This window comes from Flavobacterium sp. TR2, from assembly GCF_025252405.1.
Taxonomy (GTDB): domain Bacteria; phylum Bacteroidota; class Bacteroidia; order Flavobacteriales; family Flavobacteriaceae; genus Flavobacterium.
This window is the reverse complement of sequence record NZ_CP104307.1, coordinates 4,916,913-4,937,148: the sequence shown is the minus strand read 5'-3', so window position 1 is coordinate 4,937,148 and position 20,236 is coordinate 4,916,913. Positions and strand designations below refer to the sequence as shown.

At 33.7% G+C, this 20,236-nt stretch carries 24 protein-coding genes; 10 read left to right on the top strand and 14 right to left on the bottom strand.

Going from position 1 to position 20,236, the window contains the following annotated elements:
* Positions 1-3 precede the first annotated feature (3 nt).
* Together N4T20_RS21010 and N4T20_RS21005 are read right to left on the bottom strand one after the other, a co-directional pair.
* Positions 4-462: a YciI family protein gene (locus N4T20_RS21010; protein ID WP_260671014.1), complete on the bottom strand. Its 459-nt coding sequence runs from the start codon at positions 460-462 to the stop codon at positions 4-6.
* 12 nt (positions 463-474) lie between these two features.
* On the bottom strand, positions 475-933 hold the full coding sequence (locus N4T20_RS21005; RefSeq protein WP_260671013.1) for a DinB family protein: 459 nt from the start codon (positions 931-933) through the stop codon (positions 475-477).
* Positions 934-1,076: 143 nt separating this feature from the next.
* On the opposite strand from N4T20_RS21005, the gene N4T20_RS21000 reads away from it, so the two are divergent.
* From N4T20_RS21000 to N4T20_RS20960, 9 genes are all read left to right on the top strand, one after another.
* Complete coding sequence (locus N4T20_RS21000; protein WP_260671012.1) at positions 1,077-3,242, top strand: TonB-dependent receptor; 2,166 nt, start codon at positions 1,077-1,079, stop codon at positions 3,240-3,242.
* 331 nt (positions 3,243-3,573) lie between these two features.
* On the top strand, positions 3,574-3,981 hold the full coding sequence (locus N4T20_RS20995; RefSeq protein ID WP_260671011.1) for a DUF2141 domain-containing protein: 408 nt from the start codon (positions 3,574-3,576) through the stop codon (positions 3,979-3,981).
* 41 nt (positions 3,982-4,022) lie between these two features.
* Positions 4,023-4,643, top strand: coding sequence for a hypothetical protein (locus N4T20_RS20990; protein WP_260671010.1), 621 nt, complete (start codon positions 4,023-4,025; stop codon positions 4,641-4,643).
* 21 nt (positions 4,644-4,664) lie between these two features.
* Positions 4,665-6,002, top strand: coding sequence for a 2TM domain-containing protein (locus N4T20_RS20985; protein WP_260671009.1), 1,338 nt, complete (start codon positions 4,665-4,667; stop codon positions 6,000-6,002).
* The gene (locus tag N4T20_RS20980; protein ID WP_260671008.1) at positions 6,002-6,325 is read left to right on the top strand and encodes a 2TM domain-containing protein; all 324 of its coding nucleotides are present in this window, start codon (positions 6,002-6,004) and stop codon (positions 6,323-6,325) included. The genes N4T20_RS20985 and N4T20_RS20980 overlap by 1 nt, the downstream gene beginning before the upstream one ends.
* Entirely contained in the window at positions 6,306-6,635 is a 330-nt protein-coding gene (locus tag N4T20_RS20975; protein ID WP_260671007.1) for a 2TM domain-containing protein, read from the top strand. Before N4T20_RS20980 ends, N4T20_RS20975 begins: the two co-directional genes overlap by 20 nt.
* A 2-nt stretch (positions 6,636-6,637) precedes the next feature.
* Positions 6,638-6,943: a 2TM domain-containing protein gene (locus N4T20_RS20970; RefSeq protein ID WP_260671006.1), complete on the top strand. Its 306-nt coding sequence runs from the start codon at positions 6,638-6,640 to the stop codon at positions 6,941-6,943.
* A gap of 14 nt (positions 6,944-6,957) precedes the next feature.
* A complete protein-coding gene (locus N4T20_RS20965; protein ID WP_260671005.1) occupies positions 6,958-7,344 on the top strand; it encodes a 2TM domain-containing protein in 387 nt (128 codons plus the stop codon).
* Positions 7,345-7,383: 39 nt separating this feature from the next.
* The gene (locus tag N4T20_RS20960) at positions 7,384-8,151 is read left to right on the top strand and encodes a LytR/AlgR family response regulator transcription factor (protein WP_260671004.1); all 768 of its coding nucleotides are present in this window, start codon (positions 7,384-7,386) and stop codon (positions 8,149-8,151) included.
* Between the two features lie 221 nt (positions 8,152-8,372).
* Here the strand turns inward: N4T20_RS20960 and N4T20_RS20955 are convergent, their stop codons facing one another.
* Genes N4T20_RS20955 through N4T20_RS20945 form a run of 3 tightly spaced genes read right to left on the bottom strand, consistent with a single transcriptional unit; the run spans position 8,373 to position 11,235 of the window.
* Positions 8,373-9,398, bottom strand: a complete 1,026-nt coding sequence (locus tag N4T20_RS20955; RefSeq protein ID WP_260671003.1) for a COX15/CtaA family protein — start codon at positions 9,396-9,398, stop codon at positions 8,373-8,375.
* Positions 9,399-9,413: 15 nt separating this feature from the next.
* Positions 9,414-10,847: a CCA tRNA nucleotidyltransferase gene (locus N4T20_RS20950; RefSeq protein WP_260671002.1), complete on the bottom strand. Its 1,434-nt coding sequence runs from the start codon at positions 10,845-10,847 to the stop codon at positions 9,414-9,416.
* 13 nt (positions 10,848-10,860) lie between these two features.
* The gene (locus N4T20_RS20945; protein WP_260671001.1) at positions 10,861-11,235 is read right to left on the bottom strand and encodes a GxxExxY protein; all 375 of its coding nucleotides are present in this window, start codon (positions 11,233-11,235) and stop codon (positions 10,861-10,863) included.
* A 486-nt stretch (positions 11,236-11,721) separates the two neighbouring features.
* On the opposite strand from N4T20_RS20945, the gene yaaA reads away from it, so the two are divergent.
* Positions 11,722-12,480, top strand: a complete 759-nt coding sequence (yaaA, locus tag N4T20_RS20940) for a peroxide stress protein YaaA (RefSeq protein WP_260671000.1) — start codon at positions 11,722-11,724, stop codon at positions 12,478-12,480.
* 245 nt (positions 12,481-12,725) lie between these two features.
* Here the strand turns inward: yaaA and N4T20_RS20935 are convergent, their stop codons facing one another.
* From N4T20_RS20935 to N4T20_RS20895, 9 genes are all read right to left on the bottom strand, one after another.
* The gene (locus tag N4T20_RS20935) at positions 12,726-14,312 is read right to left on the bottom strand and encodes an MDR family MFS transporter (protein ID WP_260670999.1); all 1,587 of its coding nucleotides are present in this window, start codon (positions 14,310-14,312) and stop codon (positions 12,726-12,728) included.
* A 5-nt stretch (positions 14,313-14,317) separates the two neighbouring features.
* Positions 14,318-15,397, bottom strand: coding sequence for an HlyD family secretion protein (locus tag N4T20_RS20930; RefSeq protein WP_260670998.1), 1,080 nt, complete (start codon positions 15,395-15,397; stop codon positions 14,318-14,320).
* A 12-nt stretch (positions 15,398-15,409) separates the two neighbouring features.
* Complete coding sequence (locus tag N4T20_RS20925; protein ID WP_260670997.1) at positions 15,410-16,729, bottom strand: TolC family protein; 1,320 nt, start codon at positions 16,727-16,729, stop codon at positions 15,410-15,412.
* Positions 16,719-17,348 carry a TetR/AcrR family transcriptional regulator gene (locus N4T20_RS20920; RefSeq protein ID WP_111363359.1) on the bottom strand — a complete coding sequence of 210 codons (630 nt, stop codon included), beginning with the start codon at positions 17,346-17,348 and terminating at the stop codon, positions 16,719-16,721. The genes N4T20_RS20925 and N4T20_RS20920 overlap by 11 nt, the downstream gene beginning before the upstream one ends.
* A 175-nt stretch (positions 17,349-17,523) precedes the next feature.
* The gene (locus N4T20_RS20915) at positions 17,524-17,841 is read right to left on the bottom strand and encodes a type II toxin-antitoxin system RelE/ParE family toxin (protein WP_260670996.1); all 318 of its coding nucleotides are present in this window, start codon (positions 17,839-17,841) and stop codon (positions 17,524-17,526) included.
* Positions 17,832-18,074, bottom strand: a complete 243-nt coding sequence (locus tag N4T20_RS20910; RefSeq protein ID WP_260670995.1) for a hypothetical protein — start codon at positions 18,072-18,074, stop codon at positions 17,832-17,834. The genes N4T20_RS20915 and N4T20_RS20910 overlap by 10 nt, the downstream gene beginning before the upstream one ends.
* A gap of 113 nt (positions 18,075-18,187) precedes the next feature.
* The gene (gene trpA / locus N4T20_RS20905; RefSeq protein WP_260670994.1) at positions 18,188-18,949 is read right to left on the bottom strand and encodes a tryptophan synthase subunit alpha; all 762 of its coding nucleotides are present in this window, start codon (positions 18,947-18,949) and stop codon (positions 18,188-18,190) included.
* Positions 18,950-19,158: 209 nt separating this feature from the next.
* On the bottom strand, positions 19,159-19,896 hold the full coding sequence (locus N4T20_RS20900) for a carbon-nitrogen hydrolase family protein (RefSeq protein ID WP_260670993.1): 738 nt from the start codon (positions 19,894-19,896) through the stop codon (positions 19,159-19,161).
* 6 nt (positions 19,897-19,902) lie between these two features.
* Complete coding sequence (locus N4T20_RS20895; protein WP_260670992.1) at positions 19,903-20,223, bottom strand: gamma-glutamylcyclotransferase family protein; 321 nt, start codon at positions 20,221-20,223, stop codon at positions 19,903-19,905.
* Positions 20,224-20,236 lie beyond the last annotated feature (13 nt).

Sequence of the window (20,236 nt, the reverse complement as noted above, 5' to 3'; positions counted from 1 at the left end):
GCTTTACATTTTCTTCTTGGCAATTTTGTCGTGCATTTTTGGTATTTCCTGCAGAGCTGCCGTACAATACCAAGGTGTTAATTCGGCTTCGAGCAAATTGGCTTTTATGGCTGGATCTGTAGCTACGAGGGCTTTGGCTTCTTCTATCGTTTCGACATTGAAGATGTAAATGCCGCGATAATTTCGGTCATTTTTCATAAAAGGTCCTGCAACAGCCAGTTTTCCTTCTTTGGCCAATTTGCCAATGTTTTCCATATGGCCTTCAAAAAGTTTTTTGGTTTCTTCTTTCGAAGCCGTCGTGTTGCTTCCAGATTTTAAAAGGCAAAAAACATATTTCTTCATTCCGTATTCGTCGGCATGAAGCGATTTTGCAAGGTTTTCATCGTATTTGATTTCGGTTTCCTGTGAAAAGCCGATTGCACTCATTACTAAAAAAACAAAAATTAAAAGTGGCTTTTTCATAATTATGAATTTTTAAAGCAGTTTCTTCAAAATAACAATCTGTCCTAAATGATAGACATCATGTTGAATGATTCCGTGAATATCTTCATAAAAATTGTGATTATTATTTAGATCTATTTTCTCGAAATCCTCATCATTAAAATCACTTAGACAAGCACTCCATAATTCCTGAGATTTTGCCAGATTTTGTAGTGATTGTTCCCAAGCGGGTTCAGATGAATCTATAATAGGCACAAAATAATTATGATCGGGAGTCGTAATTATTTCTCCTTGAACACGCTTTAATATGTTTCTTCTCCATTGTATTAGGTGATTGACAATTTCCCAAATTGTGTTTAAATTAGGATTGATTTTTTTATAAGCCTGAGCAGCAGTTATATCTTTTAAAGTATCTGCTAAGGTCACTTCAAGCCATGGATTTCCATTATAAATGGATTGATACAAATTCGAAACTCTTTTACTTTCTGACATAGTTAATAGTTTTTAGAAACGCGTTAGCTAAGATACAAATTAGTATTTTACAACTCATCCTCGAAAATCTACAATTGGGTTATTATATATTTTTTAACATGAATTGTTAAAATACATTTGCTTCATCAAAAACCAAAGAGAACATGAAAACCAGATTATTATTTACAGTTAGTTTTTTATTTTTTACAGCTTTAATTTTTGCTCAAAATACTATTTCGGGAAAAGTGGTAGATCAAAAAGGAAAACCAGTTGCAGGCGCAAATATTTATATTGATGGGACTTACGACGGAGCAACAAGTTCTGAAACAGGAGATTTTTCTTTTGAAACTACAGAAACAGGAAACAAATTTTTAGTGGTTAGTTTTTTGCTTTTTGAAACTTACAAGCAAGAAATTGATGTTGCAAATTATAAAGATCAGACAGTAAAATTAAGAGAAAATGTTAATGCTCTAGATGCAGTTGTCATTACAGCGGGAACTTTAGAGTCTGGAGACAAAGCAAGGGTTTCTGTTTTAAAACCTTTAGATATTGTGACCACAGCAGGCTCAGCCGGAAATATTGTAGCGGCATTGCAGACTCTGCCGGGAACGCAGACTGTAGGTGAAGATGGGCGTTTGTTTGTACGTGGGGGAGAGGCGAGCGAAACGCAGACCTTTGTTGACGGAATTCGTGTAGCGCAACCTTATGGCGCAACGACAAATAATTTGCCAACTCGAAGCCGTTTTTCTCCTTTTTTGTTTAGCGGAATCGCATTTTCAACTGGAGGCTATTCTGCAGAATACGGTGAAGCTTTATCGAGTGTTTTGCTTTTAAATACACAAGATGAAGAAGATCATGAAAAAACAGATATCGGACTTATGACGGTCGGATTAAGTTTAGGAAACACGCAGAAATTCAAAAAAAGCTCTTTGAGCGTAAATATGGCTTACATCAATTTGGCTCCGTATCAAGCTGTTATTCCGCAAAACGTAGATTGGAACAATCCTTATCAGTCACTTGGTGGAGAGACAGTTTACAGATACAATTTTACAAACGGAATATTTAAACTGTATGCTTCTTTTGATTCTGAAAAATTTGATTTGAATCAGAAAAATGTCAATTTCGAAAATCCGATTAGAACAGATATGAACAACAACAACTTCTATTTGAATTCATCTTACAAAGGAAGTTTTGGAACAGGATGGCAGATTACTTCTGGAGTGAGTTACGGTTACAGCAAAAACAAATTAAAATACAATATCACAGGAATTGACAGTCAGGAAAATGCTGCACAATTGAAACTGAAGCTAAGCAAGAAATTTTCAAATTATTTTAAATTATCTTTTGGAACAGATTATTTCATTACAAAATATGATGAAAACCTAGCAGATAATATTGCTCTTGATGTTACAAATGGCTACGACTCAAACATTTTTGCAGCTTACACAGAAGGAGATATTTTATTTTCTAAAAAATTAGCTTTAAAAGTTGGCTTGAGGTATTCAAACAACAGCCTTTTAAACGAAAACAATATTGCGCCAAGAGCTTCATTAGGATACAAAGTTTCAAAAAGCAGCCAGTTCTCTTTTGCCTACGGAGATTATTCTCAAACGCCGGTTGTAGATTATATTAAATTTTCTAAATACCATCAGTTTGAAAGCGAGAAAGCCAGTCATTATATTTTAAATTATACGTTTACAAGACCTGGACAAACGCTTAGAGCAGAGGCTTATTACAAAGATTACAGCAATTTGGTGCAGTACGATACGAGAGATATTCAGTACAATTCGGTTTTCAATAATAACGGATCGGGTTATGCAAAAGGGTTGGATTTATTTTGGAGAGACAGCAATTTGCATAAAAACTTAGAATATTGGATTTCGTATTCTTATATAGATTCAGAAAGACAATATAAAAACTTTCCAAAAATGGCAACTCCAAGTTTTATTGCCAATCATAATTTATCTGTAGTTGCAAAATATTTTATTACAGACTGGAAATCTCAAGTTAGTTTAACCAACAGTTTCAGTACAGGACGCCCGTACAACGACCCAAATAAGACGCAGTTTATGAACGAAAAAACAAAATCGTATAATAGTTTAAGTTTCAGCTGGGCGTATTTATTGACAACACAAAAAATCCTTTATTTCTCAGTTTCAAATGTTCTAGGAACTCAAAATATTTTTGGATACGATTACGCAAAAACTCCAGATGCAAGCGGAGTATATCAGAGACAGGCCGTAGTGCCTAATGCTGACCGATTCTTCTTCGTAGGTTTCTTCTGGACGATCAGCCAAAACAAAAATGAGAATCAGTTGAAAAATCTTTAACAAAGGAACAAAGTGGCAAAGGCTCAAAGGGGCAAAGTTTTTTAAATCGGCAAAGAAATCTTTGTGCCTTTGAACCTCTGAACCTTTGCACCTTAAAAAAAAAACAATTCAGTAACCAAAATCAACAACTCAGTATCATTTAATTTTAAAAGACTAAAAACCAGCATACTTTTGAAGTGTAAATTAAAAAGTCGATAAGTGGTTAAGGTTCTGAGAGGCTAAGTTTAAAAAGCTTTGAATCTTAGATTTCTTAAAAACTTAGAGGCTAAAAAAAAGTTTTAATCATCAACAAAAAAACTTAGAATTTCAGAACCTTAAAAAAATAGAAATCATGACCAAAATTATTACAATTACCATGTTATTTATCTGCAGTTTAATGTCTGCACAAAATGTAAAATTGACTGTTGCTGTTTCAGGTTTAAAAAATGATACAGGAGTCCTTAAAGTAGGATTATATAATTCAGACGGAACGTTTCTTAAAACAACATATAAAAGCCTTGCTTCCGAAATTAAAAACAATCAGGCTGTTGTAACATTTGAAAATCTTCCTGCGGGAGAATATGCAATTTCGACTTACCATGACGAAAACAGCAACGGAAAACTTGATAGAAATGCAATGGGAGCTCCATCTGAAGAATATGCCGCTTCTAACAATGCAAAAGGATTTATGGGGCCTCCTTCGTATCAAGATGCCAAATTTACTGTCAGCAAAGACTCAAAAGTCGAAATTGTATTCTAAATAACTAATCTATATAAACAAACCATTAAATAACTTATAAAATGAAAAAAATCATCACTTTAGTTGCACTATTTGTTGTCGTAATAAGTTCAGCGCAAACACAATTCGAACAAGGAATGAATAAAGCGTTCGGACTTTGGAAAGAAGGAAAAAATACCGAGGCTTCTGCTTTATTTGAAAGAATTGCTGCTGCCGAAAAAAATAGTTATCTGCCAAATTATTACGTAGCTTTAATTAATGCAACAGCTGTTTTTACAGAAAAAGATAAAACCAAAATCGATTTGTTATTGACAAAAGCGCAAGATGCCTTAGATATTGAATTGATAAAGGACCAAGCCAATTCAGAATTGTATGTAATGCAGGCTTTAATTTATACGGGATATGTTGTGGCAGATCCGATGACAAATGGAATGAAATATTCTGCTAAAGTAATGGAAGCTTATGCAAAAGCAAAAGCATTAGATCCAAATAATCCGAGAGCGGTTTTTGGTGAAGCAGATTATCAGTTAGGCGGTGCAAAATGGACAGGTGTAGACACAAAACCTTTATGCGCGCAAGTTGACAAATCTATCGAACTTTTTAATACTTTTAAACCAGCTACGCCTTATTCTCCAAAATGGGGATTGGATAGAGCGTTAGAAATTCAAAAAACTTGTAAGTAATTCAATAGTTTATAAAACATCATGATATTAAAACCAAATTTGTTAAAGGCGTGCTTAGTTGGAGGAATAGTATTTTTATTTTCTTTTCTAATTCGGTTTGCTTCTGTAGGAACAGCAGTTTTTACCAAGAATCTTTCTATTTATTTCTTGTACTGCATGCTTTACAGTGTGGTTTTATATATCGTAAACGTTGTTCTTTTTGAGTTTTTAGATAGAGTTTTCAGGTCAAATCCGTATTCGATAAAGAGAATCTTAATTGGTTTTGCAAGTTCATTTTTAGTGTCGATGATTATCATTGTAGTATTGCGTTTGTTTACCAGCGTAATCATCGACAATAAAACAATTTTAGGTTTTCTGGCCAATGAGAAGGCAGAAAATTATATTGAATCTGCGGTAATGACCTTTATTGTCTTATTGTTTTTTCACGGGCTTAATTTTTATAAACTCTATCAGGAAAATAAAGTTACGCAGCAGAAAATTATTGCGGGTACGGCAAATGCAAAATTTGAAAGTTTAAAAAACCAGATCGATCCGCATTTTCTTTTCAACAGTTTAAATGTTCTTAGCTCTTTAATAGAAGAGAATCCAGATAATGCCCAGCGTTTTACAACTTCTCTTTCTAAAATCTATAGATATGTTTTAGAGCAGAAAGACAAAGAACTGGTTTCGGTAGAAGACGAATTGTCATTTGCAAAAACCTATATGAACCTGCTGAAAATGCGTTTCGAAAATAGTTTGTTTTACGAATTGCCAACAGAAAACATTAATCCGGAAGCCAAAGTGGTGCCGCTCTCTTTACAGCTTTTGTTGGAAAATACGGTAAAGCATAATGTAGTAAGCGAACAAAAACCGCTTCATATTAGAATTTTTGTTGATCGGGATTATCTTGCTATTCAGAATGATCTTCAGAAAAAAGAAGTGTTGCAGGATAGACAAGGTGTCGGACTGCAGAATATTGTAAATAGATACGGAATTGTAACGGATAGAAAAGTGAAGATTGAGGAAGATGAAAAGAATTTTACCGTTAAAATTCCAATTTTAACCAAACAAATTACGGTTATGGAAATGAGTGCAGAATATACAGACGAAGCAAAAGCTTATTATAGAGCTAAAAAAAGAGTAGAAGAATTAAAAGGATTTTACGGAAATATAATTTCATATTGTTGCGTAATTCCGTTCTTGGTCTTTATTAATTTAAAATTTTCGCCAGGATTTCAATGGTTTTGGTTTTCGGCATTAGGATGGGGATTTGGAGTTGCCATGCACGCTTTTAAAGTTTTTGGCTACAGCTCTGATTGGGAAGAAAGAAAAATTCGAGAGATTTTGGAGAAAGATAACCGACAAAAAACGTGGAAATAATGGAAAATAATTTCACAGAAGCAGACCGTTATTATGATGCTCAGAAAAAAGTAAAAGAAATAAGAGGATTTTATGAGCATTTGACTGTATATGTTTTATGTAACCCGATTGTGATTGTTGTAAATTACATGACTTTTCCAGAATACCTCTGGTGGATATGGTCTGTAGCAGGATGGGGAATGGCCATTATCTTGCATGGATTAAAAGCTTTTGAATATCCGCCTTTTTTTAATAAAAAGTGGGAACAGAAAAAGATTCAGGAAATTTTAGAAAAAGAAAACCAAAAACGACTTGAAAATAATCATGGAAACAAATTTGAATAATGATCAGGAACAAGTAATGCTGGAAGAATTAGCCAGCAAAAAAGTAATTCAGCTAAAATCTTTTTACAAGCATTTGTTCTTTTACACCATTGCATTGATTGTTTTTCTTCTAAAAGAATACACCAATCTGCCCTTGCAAATTTTTCCGATCAAATATATAAATTGGGTGATTGTAATTATTTGGACAGCCGTAATTGTGGGTTCGGCAATCGATCTGTTTGCTTCTTATAAGATTTTTGGACAGGAATGGGAAGAGCGAAAACTAAGAAGCATTTTAGAAAAAAAGTATAAAAAACAAAAATGGGAATAGTTATGGAAAGGAATTTAAGTGAAGAGGAAAAATATATCCAAGCCAAAAAGAAGGTAGAAAATATTAAAGGATTTTATGGAAATCTTCTTGCTTTTGTGCTAGTAAATGCGATTTTAATTTTTATTAATTTGTATACGTCGCCTAGCTATTTATGGTTTTTCTGGCCATTGCTATGGTGGGGAGTTGGAGTTGTTTTTCACGGATTAAAAGTCTTTGAAGTTTTTCCAGGAATGGGCAAGGAATGGGAAGAAAGAAAAATCAAAGAGTTTATGGAGAAGGAAAAACAGAATAAAAACAAGTGGAAATAGTTTAAAACATAGTTATGGGACGTTTTAGAAGAAATATGTACGATGATTACACAAAAGAGCATTTTGGAGAATATACAGACGATCCAAATTACAATGCAGCTTATAGAAGAGTAAGAAGACTTAAGAGATTTTACTCTCATTTGAAAATTTATATAATTGTAAACATCATTATCATCGTATCAAGTTTAACGCGAGATAAATTTACTGGCGTAATGGTAATGGATTTAAGCGGTTTATTAGAATCACGAACTTATTCTACTGCATTTTTCTGGGGAATTGGTTTGTTGGCTCACGCGTTATCTGTTTTTGGCGCTGATTGGTTTTTTGGTTCCGATTGGGAACAAAGAAAAATTCAAAAATACATGGAAAAAGATGCCGCAAATAAAAATAAATGGGAGTAACTTTGAATTCATATTTTTTCAAATTTTACAGCATAGTAAATGATCACATTAATTATAGAAGACGAAAAGCCAGCGGCAAGATTGCTGCAGAGAAAACTTGAAAAGTTGGATGTAACCGTAGAAACCATGCTGCATTCTGTAGAAGAATCGGTTCAATGGTTTGAAAATAACCCGCATCCAGATTTGATTTTTTTGGATATCCAGCTTTCCGATGGCTTGTCATTTGAAATTTTTGAAAAAATAGACATTAAAAGCGCAATCATTTTTACTACAGCGTATGATGAATATGCTTTAAAAGCGTTCAAATTAAACAGCATCGATTATCTTTTAAAACCAATTGACGAGGATGATCTGGAAACCGCTGTATCAAAATACAAATCGCGCCTTCCAAAAGCAACGGCAGAAAGTTCAAATATGCAATTGGATTTTGAACAGATTCGCCAAATGCTGTCTAATCCTTTCGAGAAAACGTACAAAAAAAGATTTACAGTTAAAATAGGACAGCATTTAAAAGTCATTACGACAGAAGAAATAGAATGCTTTTTCAGTGAAAATAAAGGAACCTACATTCATACCTACGAAAATCGCGATTATCTCATAGATTCGACTTTAGAGATATTGGAACAAGAACTCGATAAAAAGGATTTCTTTCGCGTAAGCAGAAAATTTATTGTTCCGTTAAAAGCAATTAAGGAAATTCAGGTATATACCAATTCACGCTTAAAAGTGATTTTGCCAAGTTATAAAGATGATGAGGTAATTGTAAGCCGAGAAAAAGTGCAGGATTTTAAAGCTTGGCTAGGATAGAAGCTTTTTGTTAGCTTCGGAGAAGCGAAATATTTATAGCAAAAGATAAATGGTTCCAATATAAAGCTCCAGAGGAGCGACATTTTTTTGTCTCAATGTAACTCTATAAATATTTTACCCTGCTAGGGTTTTACATATAAATAAATTTTAAAAATAATATGCCTTTCAACAAAAAGCTGTCCTTTTGAGACAGCTTTTTTATATTTTGATATGTTTCGAATTTATTTGCTTAATCTATGCAATGTATACGTCATGGCACTCAAAAGGAAAAACGCCATAATCTGATGGATTAATCCTAAAGCCAAAGGAACACTATATAATAAAGTGAAAACTCCAAGCAAGAACTGAATGAAAACAAAAACAACCAAAGTTTTGATTCCGTTTGCCTGCGTATGTGTAAGCGTATATTTTTTGCTTTTGAAGAAAAGGAAAAGAATAATGCCCACTACAACATAAGCAAAAGTTCTGTGTACAAACTGAACGCCGCTTTTTCCTTCAATTAAATTTTTTACTAAAGAAGACTGCTCAATAAAAACCGATTCATGAATAAATTCTCCGTCGCTCATCAACGGCCAGTGATTGTGAATTAACCCTGCGTTTAATCCCGCCACAAATCCGCCATAAATAATCTGGATTAGAAGAGCCGCTAAAGCATAACGCGCAATATTTCTAAGAGGTAAAATTTTGTTGATGTTTCGTTCTGGATAAATCAAATCTAGCGCTACCCAAAGCGTGTAGGCGAAAGTGATAAAGGCAAAAGTCAGGTGCAATGAAAGTCTAAAATGGCTTACATCTGGATTGTCAATTAAGCCGCTTCTCACCATAAACCATCCTAAAAATCCTTGGAAAGCTCCCATCGCCAAAAGGACGATGCATTTTTTAATCGTATCAGTATCTAATTTCTTTTTTGCTAAAAAGTAAACAAACGGAACAAAGAAAACCAAACCAATAATGCGGCCAATGAAACGGTGAAACCATTCCCAAAAATAAATGAATTTATAGTCAGCTAATTGAAAATCGTTGTGAATATTGATTTTCTGGTATTCAGGAAATTTTTTGTATTCGTCAAAAGCGGCTTGCCATTTAGCTTCTGTCAAAGGCGGGAAGGTGTCGGTTACCAAATGCCAGTCGGTCATAGATAAACCCGAATTGGTCAAACGCGTAATTCCTCCCACGACAACCATTAAAAATAATAAAACACAGCCCGATAGTAACCAAATGATTACTGATTTATTCTCTTTTTTCATTTTATTAAATAATACTTATTTCTCTATTTTTTTTAAGCCTAACTTTTCAGCTCTTTTAATCACAAAATCATAAGCCGCCTGATATTCATTTGGAATAACGCCTTCTAAAATAGCTTCTTTTACTGCTTCTTTTAAAATTCCGATTTCGCGTGAAGGCTTTAGATCGAATATTTCCATAATTTCTTCTCCAGAAATAGGAGGCTGGAAATTACGAACATGATCGCGTTCTTCTACTTCCACAATTTTCTTGCGGACAAGCTCGAAATTTTTATGGTATTTCTTGAATTTTGATGGATTTTTGGTTGTGATATCCGCTTCACATAAAGTCATTAAATTTTCTACATCTTCGCCAGCATCAAAAACCAAACGACGAACTGCGCTGTCGGTTACAATATCCTGAGCTAAAACAATCGGACGCGAACTCATAATAACCATTTTCTGAACGAATTTCATTTTATGGTTCAAAGGCATATGTAAACGCTCGAAGATTTTCTTCGCCATTTTTCCGCCTAAAAATTCATGTCCGTGAAAAGTCCAGCCTTGTTTTTTAGTGAAACGTTTTGTTGGTGCTTTTCCAATATCGTGCAATAAAGCCGCCCAACGCAGCCAAACATCATCTGTGTTTGGACAAATGTTGTCTACAACCTCAAGCGTATGGTAAAAATTGTTTTTATGTGTATGGCCTTCAATTTCCTCAACCTGATTTAAAGCGGTCAATTCAGGTAAGATTAAATCTAAAAGCCCAGTTTTGTATAAAAGTAAAAATCCTGTTGAAGGTTTATCTGTTAGAAGAATTTTGTTTAATTCATCAACGATTCTTTCGCCAGAAATAATTTTAATCCTTTCAGCATTTTTTGTGATCGCATTTAATGAATTTTCTTCAATTTCAAAATTCAATTGAGTAGCAAAACGAATGGCACGCAACATTCGCAAAGGATCATCAGAATAAGTAATATCTGGATCCAAAGGTGTTTTGATTGTTTTATTTTCTAAATCTGTTAATCCATCAAAAGGATCTAAAAGATCTCCAAAATTAGTTGAGTTTAAAGATAAAGCCAACGCATTGATGGTAAAATCGCGACGATTTTGATCATCTTGTAAAGTTCCGTTTTCGACAATCGGATTGCGGCTGTCTCGGGTATACGATTCTTTTCGGGCACCTACAAATTCAATATCCGTATCTTCAAAACGAAGCATGGCTGTTCCGTAGGTTTTAAAAACCTGAACTTTGGGTTTGTTCGGAAGTAATTCAGAAACTTTAAGCGCCAATTCGATGCCGCTACCAACAGCAACTACATCAATGTCTTTTTTAGAGCCTCGGTTTAAAAGCAGATCACGAACAAATCCTCCTATCACATAAGAGTCAACATTTAATTCCTGAGATGCTTTCGAAATGATATCGAAGATTTTGCTTTGTAAAGCAGTTTTATAGTTTGTCTGTATCGCCACGAATCACTAATTTTTATAAAATAATACGTTTGTGTTCAAGTGAGGTAGAATTGAAGTTTGCCAAAATCGCTAAATTGTTTTTGGATACTTTTAAATAGTTAATACATTGAGAAATATATTTTGGATGCAGAAAATCACTTGATTTTATTTCAAGTATAATTTTATCAAACAAAACAAAGTCAGCATAAAACCTGTGATCTAAAATAATGTCTTTATAATTTACTAAATATTCTTTTTCTCTTTCAAATGGAATATTTGCTTTCTTGAATTCATATTCTAAAGCATCTTTATATACAATTTCAGAAAAGCCACCACCTAAATTTCTATGAACATCAAATAAAATTCCGATTATCTGATAACTTTCCTGTTGATACAATATTTTGGTCATGATCTAAATTTTTTTTCCGCCACGAATTCACGAATTTTTCTAATTAATTTTTAAAAAGTTAATTCGTGAATTCGTGGCTAATATTTAGAATACAACTTTCTTTTGTATTGAAAATGTTTTTGGAATTTTATGGTTGCAAATTTACAACATAGAAAATGCCTTTTATAATCTATCGTTCACTTTTTTGAATAAATTCACAATTTTTCAATTGAATTTTATTTAAATAAAAAATGGCAAAGCTTAATTTTTGATTTTTTGCCATGATCTAAATTTTTCTGCCACGAATTCACGAATTAATTTAAATCATTTCGCATAAATTAGAGTAATGAATTACACGAATTTATGCGAAAATTAAACTCAAAGATTGTAAAAAAAATAATTCGTGAATTCGTGGCTTAAAAAAAATATAACAATAGAACAAAACAATTGTAAACGATAATTTTTAAAATTTCAATTTGTATTTTTGAATCATAGAAAAAAGCACACATGAAAATTGTTATATCTCCTGCGAAATCACTGAATTTCGAAAAAGAATTGCCAACATCTCAATATACAGAACCTTCATTCTTAAAAGAAGCCAGAGTGGTTCATAAAGTAGTAAAACAAAAAAAGCCTTCAGAATTATCGGAACTAATGTCTATCTCAGACAAGCTAGCCGACTTAAACTGGAAACGCAATCAGGAATGGAAAACGCCTTTTTCGCCAGAAAATGCTCGTCCAGCCGTTTATACATTTGACGGAGATGTATACACAGGTTTGGATGCGTATACCATTCCGTTAGAAAAACTTGATGTTTTGCAAGATAAGCTGAGAATTTTATCGGGCCTTTATGGTCTTTTAAAACCCTTAGATTTAATGCAGGCGTATCGTTTGGAAATGGGGACAAAAATGCCGGTTGGCGAATCTAAAAACTTGCATGAATTCTGGAAACCAACAGTGACTAAAGCTTTAAACAAAGAATTGAAAAAAGATGAATTGTTTGTGAATTTAGCAAGCAACGAATACTTTTCAGCGGTTGATGTAAAAGCTTTAAAAGTTCCTGTTATCACTCCAGATTTTAAAGATTATAAAGATGGAAAATTAAAAATGATCAGCTTCTTTGCTAAAAAGGCGAGGGGTATGATGGTTCGCTACATTATTGATACCAACGCTGAAACTATTGATGATTTAAAAGGTTTTAATTACGAAGATTATCAGTTTGACGCGAATCTTTCGAAAGGAAATCATTTGGTTTTTACAAGGTAATTTTTTTAAGCTGATAAGGTTCTGAGCTACTAAGGTTCTGAGTTTTTTAACTGCAAAGCACGCAAAGATTAACGCAATCCCGAAGCCTCGGGGCGTAAAGGTTTTATCATAAAGCTTTGCAAACTTTACGTTTTTAAGCTTCTCAGAAATAAAATTCTTTACGCCCTTTGCGGTTAAATTAAAAAATAAACGCCGAATTCTAAATGATGAATTCGGCGTTTCTGCGTATTATAAATCTATTATTATTAATGCATTGCGTCGGCTGCACTAATTTTGTTCTTCCCTTTTTTGATAAAGAGAATAATCGGTATGCAACATAAAAACATAATTCCTAAATAAAGGAAAATATCCATATAAGCCATTACAGTACTTTGTTTCATTACAGAATATTCTATAGCCTGATACGCTTTTTTCAAAGCAACATCTGCGCTATATCCTTTTGCCATAAAAGCGTGTTGCATTCCTGCAATTCGCTGTTGTACTTCAAATTTGGCTGGATCTAAATTATTGATCAAATCTACTCTATGCGATTGGCTAAAACGCGTGATGAAAGTGGTAATAATTGCAATACCAAAAGATCCGCCCAACTGGCGCATCATTCCCGTAAATGCAGCTCCTTCACCAATTTGTTTTCCTTTCAATGTAGATAGCGAAAGTGTTGTAATAGGAACGAACAATAGTCCTAATCCAATTCCTCTCAAAATTAATGGCCAATACATATGTTCTACACCAGTGTCAGGTGTCATACGGCTGTACATCATGAAAGTAAAGAAGAAGAAAATTAAAAATCCTACTCCAACCATATACCCTTGAGGAACGCCTTTCTGTATCATATTACCCACAAATGGCATCATAATCGCCGTTGTGATAGATCCTGGAATCAACAATAAACCTGCATCAGTTGCGGTCCATCCTAAAATAGACTGCGTATAAATTGGGATAATTAAAGTTGAACCATATAAACCGAAACCAAGAATGAAACACATAACAGTTCCAATTCTTAAATTACCATCTTTTAAAACACTCAAGTTTACAATTGGATGTTTGTATGTAAGCTCTCTCCAGATAAACAAAATTAAACCTAGAACTGTAACAACACTCAAGGTTACGATTAATGAATCGTTAAACCAGTCATCCTGCTGTCCGTGTTCCAAAACAAATTGTAAAGATCCGATAAAAGTGCTCAGCAAAATAATTCCCCACCAGTCAACCTGATTGGCTTTCAATTTCTCTCCGTATTTCGGACTTCTAACAAAGGTTAAAGCCAAAATGGTAGCAATAATTCCCAGCGGAATATTGATGTAGAAAATATAAGGCCAAGAGTAATTATCTACTAAATATCCTCCTAATGGCGGTCCAAGTGTTGGTCCAACAATTACACCCATTCCGTAAATGGCCTGTGCCATTCCACGTTTTGCTACTGGGTAACTTTCTGTAATAATAGTTTGGGCTGTTACAAGCAATGCTCCACCGCCCATACCTTGTACGAAACGGAAGGCTACAAGTTCCCAAATATTGGTGGCGTTACCACACAAAAAAGAACAGACTGTAAATATTATAATGGAAGCCACAAAATAATTACGTCTTCCAAATTGCTGCGATAGCCAGCTCGTCATCGGAATTACAATAACATTCGCAATTGCGTATGCTGTAATTACCCATGCCACATCGGTCAAGGTAGCACCAAGACTTCCGCGCATGTCTGTCAGCGCTACGTTTACAATCGTCGTATCAACAATTTCCAGCAGTGCGCAAAGTACTGCTGTAATCGTAATGATAACGCGTCGGAAACCGTATTCTACTAAATCGTCGTCTTGTACTGCTGTTGCCATTTATTTTATTTCAAATGTACATCTACGTCAACGTTCATACCTGGTCTTAAAAGTTTTACTTTTTCAGGATCGTTAGACTCGTCTATGCTAATTTTTACTGGTAATCTCTGAATTGTTTTTACGAAGTTTCCTGTTGCATTATCAGGTGGCAATAATGAAAAACGAGATCCTGTTGCAGGAGAGAAAGAAGTTACAGTTCCTTTAAACTCATAGTTTGGATAAGCATCTACTTTTAAGCTTACTTTTTGTCCGATAACCATTTTGTTTAATTGTGTTTCTTTAAAGTTAGCTACAACCCAAGCTTCATTATTATTGATGATGTAGAATAAAGATTGTCCCGGTTGAACTAATTGTCCTGGCTGAATGTCAACTTTAGAAACCTGACCATCGATTGCAGCTGTAACTACTGTATAAGAAAGGTTTAAGTGAGCGACATCAAGCATTGTTTTTGCTTTTTTAATGTTTGCCGCAGCAACTTCTGTCTGTTTGTCAGAAACTTTAGATTTTGACTGAATAACCGATTTTTGGTAAGAACTAGCTCTTTGTTGTTGTTCTAAAACACGTACTTGGTTTTCAGCTTCTTCTTTTGCAGTTAAAGCCTGCTCATATTGCTGTTTTGTAATAGTATGTGTCTTGTACAAGTTATTGTAACGGTTATAATCGTTTGTAAGCTGTCTCAATCTAATTTTTGCACTTTCGATAGAACCAGTTGCAGATTTCATTTGAGCATCAGAAACTGAGATGCTTGCATTTGCACTTCCAATATCTGCCTTAGCAGCTTCATACTGGCCTTCAGCTCCTAATAGAGCGGCATTAGCTTCGTCAATCTTTAATTGATAATCTCTTTTGTCAATTGTAAACAAAGTATCTCCTTTTTTTACATAATCATTATCTTTCACATATACTTTGCTGATATATCCTGAAACTCTCGGGATGATGGGATTCATTCTTTTCTCGATCTGTGCATCATCTGTTTCTTCGTGAGCTTGAGAGTGTAGGTATTTAGATATTCCGTAAGTTCCGCCTCCTAAAATCAGAACTGCAAGTATGATGATGAATTTTTTATTTGTTTTTTTCTTTTCCATGAGAGCTATCGATTATATTTTAGAAAGATTGAATGATTGTGATAATTGTCCTGATACTGAAAGTAATTCGTAATATTTTTGAATAATGGTTGCTTTTGCTACAGCAGTATTGATTTTTGCGCTTAATTGTTCAACATCAGCTTCAACCAAATCGTTGGTATCAGCAAGACCGTTGTCAAATTTATCTTTTACCAATCTGTAGTTTTCTGCAGCTTGTTGAAGTGCTTCGTCATACACCACACTTTGATTGATCGCTAAGTCATAATCTTCAATAGATTTCTGAACTTCAACCTTAATGCGGTCAGTCATAATGGCTTCTGTATTTTTTACTTCAAGAGCTTTGCTTTCAGCTTCTCTAACGTGTGCATTGTTTTTTAGAATTCCAGATAAATCATAAGACAAACCTAAACCAAAATTCATTGCATATTTTACAGTAATAATATCTTTAAGATCCAGAGCTGTATAACCTCCAAGTAATGAAAGCGTTGGGTAATATCCTGCTTTGGCAATCTTAACATTTGCTTCAGAAGCTTTTTGCTGCAAACGAATAGCTTCCAGATCTTTTCTGTTTTCAAGAGCTAGTCCGTCTGTTGTAGGCGCACCTGTTGTTTTTAAATTGAAAAAATCATCCTCATTTACTTGTATTTTAACATTTGAGTCTAATTTAAGCAATGTTGTCAGATAGAAATTGATGTTATTGATATTATTATTAGCTTCATCAATAGATAATTGCGTTTTTGAAACCAATAACTGCGCTTTCAATAAATCGTTTCTCGGAATAATTCCGTTTTTCTCCAATTCGATAAAATCAGTAACACGCTGTTTAGCGCTTTTTTGATTTTCATTTAGAGCATCTAAAGTCTTTTGTGCTTTGTATAAAGCTGTGTAGTAAGTGATTACTCTTAAAGCTACATCTTCTTTTGTTTTTGCGGCAGTAGCCGTTTCAGCTTCATACATACTATCGTACGCATCGATGCTGCTTTGGATTTTAAATCCTGCAAAAATTGGTAAACTTAAGTTAGCCATTCCAAGCATTGCACGGTCAGGTGAAGCTAGAGAAGCACTTTGCCCCTGATTTGGCAAATCAATAGAAGCTTTTGTAAGACGCTGGTATTGGCCAGAAATTTTTAAATCAGGATATTGGTTATTCTTAACCGTCTGTAATTCGTATTTTTTTGTGTTTACCTTAGTGTTGGCAAGCGTAACTTCGTCACTCTTTTCCCATGCCATTTTCACGGCTTCGCCTAAGGTTAAACTTGTTTTTTCTTGTGCTTCTATTGAAGATATTCCGATAAAGAAAACTCCAAAGAGCATTAATTGACTAATTTTCATAAACAAGTAGCGCTTTTATAGTTTGTTGAATGTGCTTTGTAAGATCGTTTTTAATGTAATTGTTAAACATTTCTTCTGTTTTTAAATCAAATAATTCTTCGAAGAAAGAGCGATTCATGTGAAAGTGAAAAAAGGTTCCAATAATTGTCGGAGTAATGAGTTGGATATTGACATCTTTTCTAAAAACTCCTTGGGCTTGACCTTGTTTGATAATGCTTTCAACTGATTTCAAATTTCCTTTTTTAAGTTCAGTAAAAGCTTGAAGGCTTTTTTCTCGCTTTTTATTGTAAAGTTCAAAATGTAAAACCCTGTAAATCCCTTTGTTAAGGCAAATTCTGTTGATGTAAATTTCGATCAATTTATTGACTTTTTCAAGAGGTTCTATCTCTTCTTGCAATAAATTTTCGAGCTGTAGCTTTAAATCAACGGTTTTGTGAAAAATTAAGGCTTCTAGTAGTCTTTCTTTTGAACCAAAATAATACGAGACCATGGCAATGTTAATTTTGGCCTCTTTGGAGATATCCCGTATCGATGTACCCTCAAATCCTTTCTCAGAAAAAAGCCTTTCTGCAACATTAAGAATCTGAATTTTTTTATCGTTCAATTCGATGTGTGACATGGTATTGTTTCTAATCGAATGCAAAATTAAACACTTGTTTAATTTAAACGCTTGTTTAATTTTGTTTTAACATAATATTAACATAAAGCGTTTTCGATAATTTATGTTAATTTGTTCTGGAATCTGGTAAAATAAAAGAGCTGAAATACTTTTAGTATTTCAGCTCTTAAGGAGTTTATTGGTCTAATTTTATTTTGATCGGATTTTGTCTGGTGTCAAATACGTTGGTAACATACACAACATTTCTGTATTCATCAATCCAGTAAATAATTTTATAATTGTTAAAAACTAAATATCTAAAATTCTGAATTCTTTCTGATAAAAGTTCTTCTTTCTGGCCACCATAAGCATTATATTCGAGTGAAAGAGAAGAATCTACTAAACCATCTATCAATGCTTTTGCAACTTTTATTCCAGTTTTAAATTTATAATACTCAAAAATATCTGTTAGTTTATCCTCTGCAAATTGAGTCCAGTAAACAGTTAATCCCATTTTTGGATTCTTGATTTTAAATCTTTAGCTGAAGTAATTCGACCTTCAGCAACATCATTTATAGATTGATCAATTTCATTATTAAATCGATCTAAACTCATCGGTTTCATTTCCAAATCCAATAATTGCACTTTTTGCTCATGAAGCAATTTTTCGAGCTGATTTACTATTTCTTCATTTTGCAATCTAAGAAATTCTTGTACAAATGATATTTTACGAGCTTCTAAATCCATGATATTTGATTTTATTCAAAGGTATAAAATATTTGAAGAGGTTATGTTTATAGATTCTTAAAATTAAAAAACGGTATTTAAAAATTGTTTTTAAACGCGGTCTATGAAATAATTTATCGAATATCTCCAACAAACTCAGCAATTTTCCCGCTTCCGTTTTCGCTTAAATGTTTAATAAAAGCACTTCCAATAATAGCGCCTTTTGCATATTTTGTCGCCTGATTGAAAGTCTCTTTATTTGAAATTCCGAAACCAACAATTTGAGGGTTTTTCAAATTCATTTCGGCAATTCTTTCGAAGTAGCTTTCTTGAATGTCGCCAAAACCAGATTGAGATCCTGTAACACTAGCAGAACTTACCATATAAATAAATCCGTCTGAAACGCTGTCAATAAAACGAATGCGTTCTTCTGAAGTTTGAGGCGTAATCAAGAATACATTTATTAATCCGTATTTTTCAAAAATCGCTTTGTACTCATCCGCATACACATCAACGGGAAGATCTGGAATAATTAAGCCGTCAATTCCGATTTCTGCACATTTTTGGCAAAAAGCTTCAACTCCGTATTGTAGCATTGGATTAAAATATCCCATGATAATCAACGGAATTTTTACGCTTTCGCGAATGTTTTTCAGCTGATCAAAAAGAATTTGAGTGGTCATTCCGTTATGAAGCGCCTGCGTAGAACTCGCCTGAATGGTTGGCCCATCTGCCAAAGGGTCACTAAAAGGAAGTCCGATTTCGATTAGATCAACTCCGTTTTTTTCTAAATCTTGAATAATCTGCACAGTATCATTTAAGTTCGGATATCCGGCAGAAAAATAGATCGAAAGGATCTTTTTATCTTCTTGTAATTTTTGAGTTATTCTGTTCATTTTTAGTATTTTTTATCCTAACAGGTTTCCAAAACCTGTTAGGGATGTTTATGTTTTGCTTTAGCCAAAGATTAGAAGTTTATTTCACGCAGATTTAAAATGATTTAAGCTGATTCAACAGATTTATAATTTATATCTGTTTTAATCTGCAGAATCTGTGTGAAACAAAAAAATACTTATACTAATCGGTTAATCTATGGCATTATATTTTAAAATTTTACGATTCGACTTTCCCAATCGTCACCTTGTTTTTTAATAAGTAACAATCCAGAGTCAGATTCATTCATTTGTCCAACTAATTCGCCTTTATTATTCCAAAAAGCACTCTGTCCTGCTGAAGGCGATCCCCAAGACTCACCGCTGAAATTGGCCATCAAAACATTCATTTGATGTTTTTCTGCATAATTTTGCAAATCTCTGTACGCATTCGGAATTCCGTTTGGAGAAAAGAAAATGCTCGCAATATATATGTCTGCATTATTTTTTGAAGCATTTTCAGGATGTTTCGGGTTATCAATATCGGCACAAATCGCAAATGCAATATTCTGATTTTCAATTGTAACTGTCGGATTGTTGTCAAACGAAGACTGGAAAAATTCATCCTCGCCTTCATGCAAAAACTGTTTCGTATAAACAGAAACCGAATCGTTGGGAGCTATTATAAATTCGCCAATAAACAATTGATTTTCAATTAAAATTGGAGCGCCAGCAATAATGACGATATTGTTGTCAGTTGCCAAATCTTTCAGATGATCTATTCTGTAATCATCTTCAGCGAAAGCCAATTCCATAGCATTTTCCCGTTCATATCCAGTGATTGACATTTCAGGAAAAGCAATTAATTGAGCGCCATTTTGAGCAGCCAATTCAATGAGCTGATAATGGTTCAATAAGTTTGAAGCAATATTTCCACGTTTAGGTTTTGTCTGAGCGGCTGCTAAAATCATTTCTAATTATTTATTTTCGGTATAAACCCAAGCAACTATTCCAGATTTTAGCTTAACCTGAATTCTTCTGTACGAATTGGATTCGAATAAATCTACTTTTGCTAAATCTGCATTGGTAACATTAAAAACAACGCCATGAATGGTTTCTGCTGCGTTTTCACTTGGTATCGCAACCACATAATCGGCCATTCCAAATTCTTCTTCTATCTGGAGGCTTTTTAGTTTGTAGCCAAGAAGCTGATCTGCAGTTCCCGTTAGTACTTTGTTGAAAATCTGCATCTGAATTTGTTTAGATCGTAATGTTCCGTATGAAAATAATTTTTCCATAATTATTATTTTT

What these genes read in the sequence shown, in the direction of transcription:
- N4T20_RS21010 (WP_260671014.1), bottom strand. Translation starts at nt 462, where the DNA reads ATGAAAAAGCCACTTTTAATTTTTGTTTTTTTAGTAATGAGTGCAATC.
- N4T20_RS21005 (WP_260671013.1), bottom strand. Translation starts at nt 933, where the DNA reads ATGTCAGAAAGTAAAAGAGTTTCGAATTTGTATCAATCCATTTATAAT.
- N4T20_RS21000 (WP_260671012.1), top strand. Translation starts at nt 1,077, where the DNA reads ATGAAAACCAGATTATTATTTACAGTTAGTTTTTTATTTTTTACAGCT.
- N4T20_RS20995 (WP_260671011.1), top strand. Translation starts at nt 3,574, where the DNA reads ATGACCAAAATTATTACAATTACCATGTTATTTATCTGCAGTTTAATG.
- N4T20_RS20990 (WP_260671010.1), top strand. Translation starts at nt 4,023, where the DNA reads ATGAAAAAAATCATCACTTTAGTTGCACTATTTGTTGTCGTAATAAGT.
- N4T20_RS20985 (WP_260671009.1), top strand. Translation starts at nt 4,665, where the DNA reads ATGATATTAAAACCAAATTTGTTAAAGGCGTGCTTAGTTGGAGGAATA.
- N4T20_RS20980 (WP_260671008.1), top strand. Translation starts at nt 6,002, where the DNA reads ATGGAAAATAATTTCACAGAAGCAGACCGTTATTATGATGCTCAGAAA.
- N4T20_RS20975 (WP_260671007.1), top strand. Translation starts at nt 6,306, where the DNA reads ATGGAAACAAATTTGAATAATGATCAGGAACAAGTAATGCTGGAAGAA.
- N4T20_RS20970 (WP_260671006.1), top strand. Translation starts at nt 6,638, where the DNA reads ATGGAAAGGAATTTAAGTGAAGAGGAAAAATATATCCAAGCCAAAAAG.
- N4T20_RS20965 (WP_260671005.1), top strand. Translation starts at nt 6,958, where the DNA reads ATGGGACGTTTTAGAAGAAATATGTACGATGATTACACAAAAGAGCAT.
- N4T20_RS20960 (WP_260671004.1), top strand. Translation starts at nt 7,384, where the DNA reads ATGATCACATTAATTATAGAAGACGAAAAGCCAGCGGCAAGATTGCTG.
- N4T20_RS20955 (WP_260671003.1), bottom strand. Translation starts at nt 9,398, where the DNA reads ATGAAAAAAGAGAATAAATCAGTAATCATTTGGTTACTATCGGGCTGT.
- N4T20_RS20945 (WP_260671001.1), bottom strand. Translation starts at nt 11,235, where the DNA reads ATGACCAAAATATTGTATCAACAGGAAAGTTATCAGATAATCGGAATT.
- yaaA (WP_260671000.1), top strand. Translation starts at nt 11,722, where the DNA reads ATGAAAATTGTTATATCTCCTGCGAAATCACTGAATTTCGAAAAAGAA.
- N4T20_RS20935 (WP_260670999.1), bottom strand. Translation starts at nt 14,312, where the DNA reads ATGGCAACAGCAGTACAAGACGACGATTTAGTAGAATACGGTTTCCGA.
- N4T20_RS20930 (WP_260670998.1), bottom strand. Translation starts at nt 15,397, where the DNA reads ATGGAAAAGAAAAAAACAAATAAAAAATTCATCATCATACTTGCAGTT.
- N4T20_RS20925 (WP_260670997.1), bottom strand. Translation starts at nt 16,729, where the DNA reads ATGAAAATTAGTCAATTAATGCTCTTTGGAGTTTTCTTTATCGGAATA.
- N4T20_RS20920 (WP_111363359.1), bottom strand. Translation starts at nt 17,348, where the DNA reads ATGTCACACATCGAATTGAACGATAAAAAAATTCAGATTCTTAATGTT.
- N4T20_RS20915 (WP_260670996.1), bottom strand. Translation starts at nt 17,841, where the DNA reads ATGGGATTAACTGTTTACTGGACTCAATTTGCAGAGGATAAACTAACA.
- N4T20_RS20910 (WP_260670995.1), bottom strand. Translation starts at nt 18,074, where the DNA reads ATGGATTTAGAAGCTCGTAAAATATCATTTGTACAAGAATTTCTTAGA.
- trpA (WP_260670994.1), bottom strand. Translation starts at nt 18,949, where the DNA reads ATGAACAGAATAACTCAAAAATTACAAGAAGATAAAAAGATCCTTTCG.
- N4T20_RS20900 (WP_260670993.1), bottom strand. Translation starts at nt 19,896, where the DNA reads ATGATTTTAGCAGCCGCTCAGACAAAACCTAAACGTGGAAATATTGCT.
- N4T20_RS20895 (WP_260670992.1), bottom strand. Translation starts at nt 20,223, where the DNA reads ATGGAAAAATTATTTTCATACGGAACATTACGATCTAAACAAATTCAG.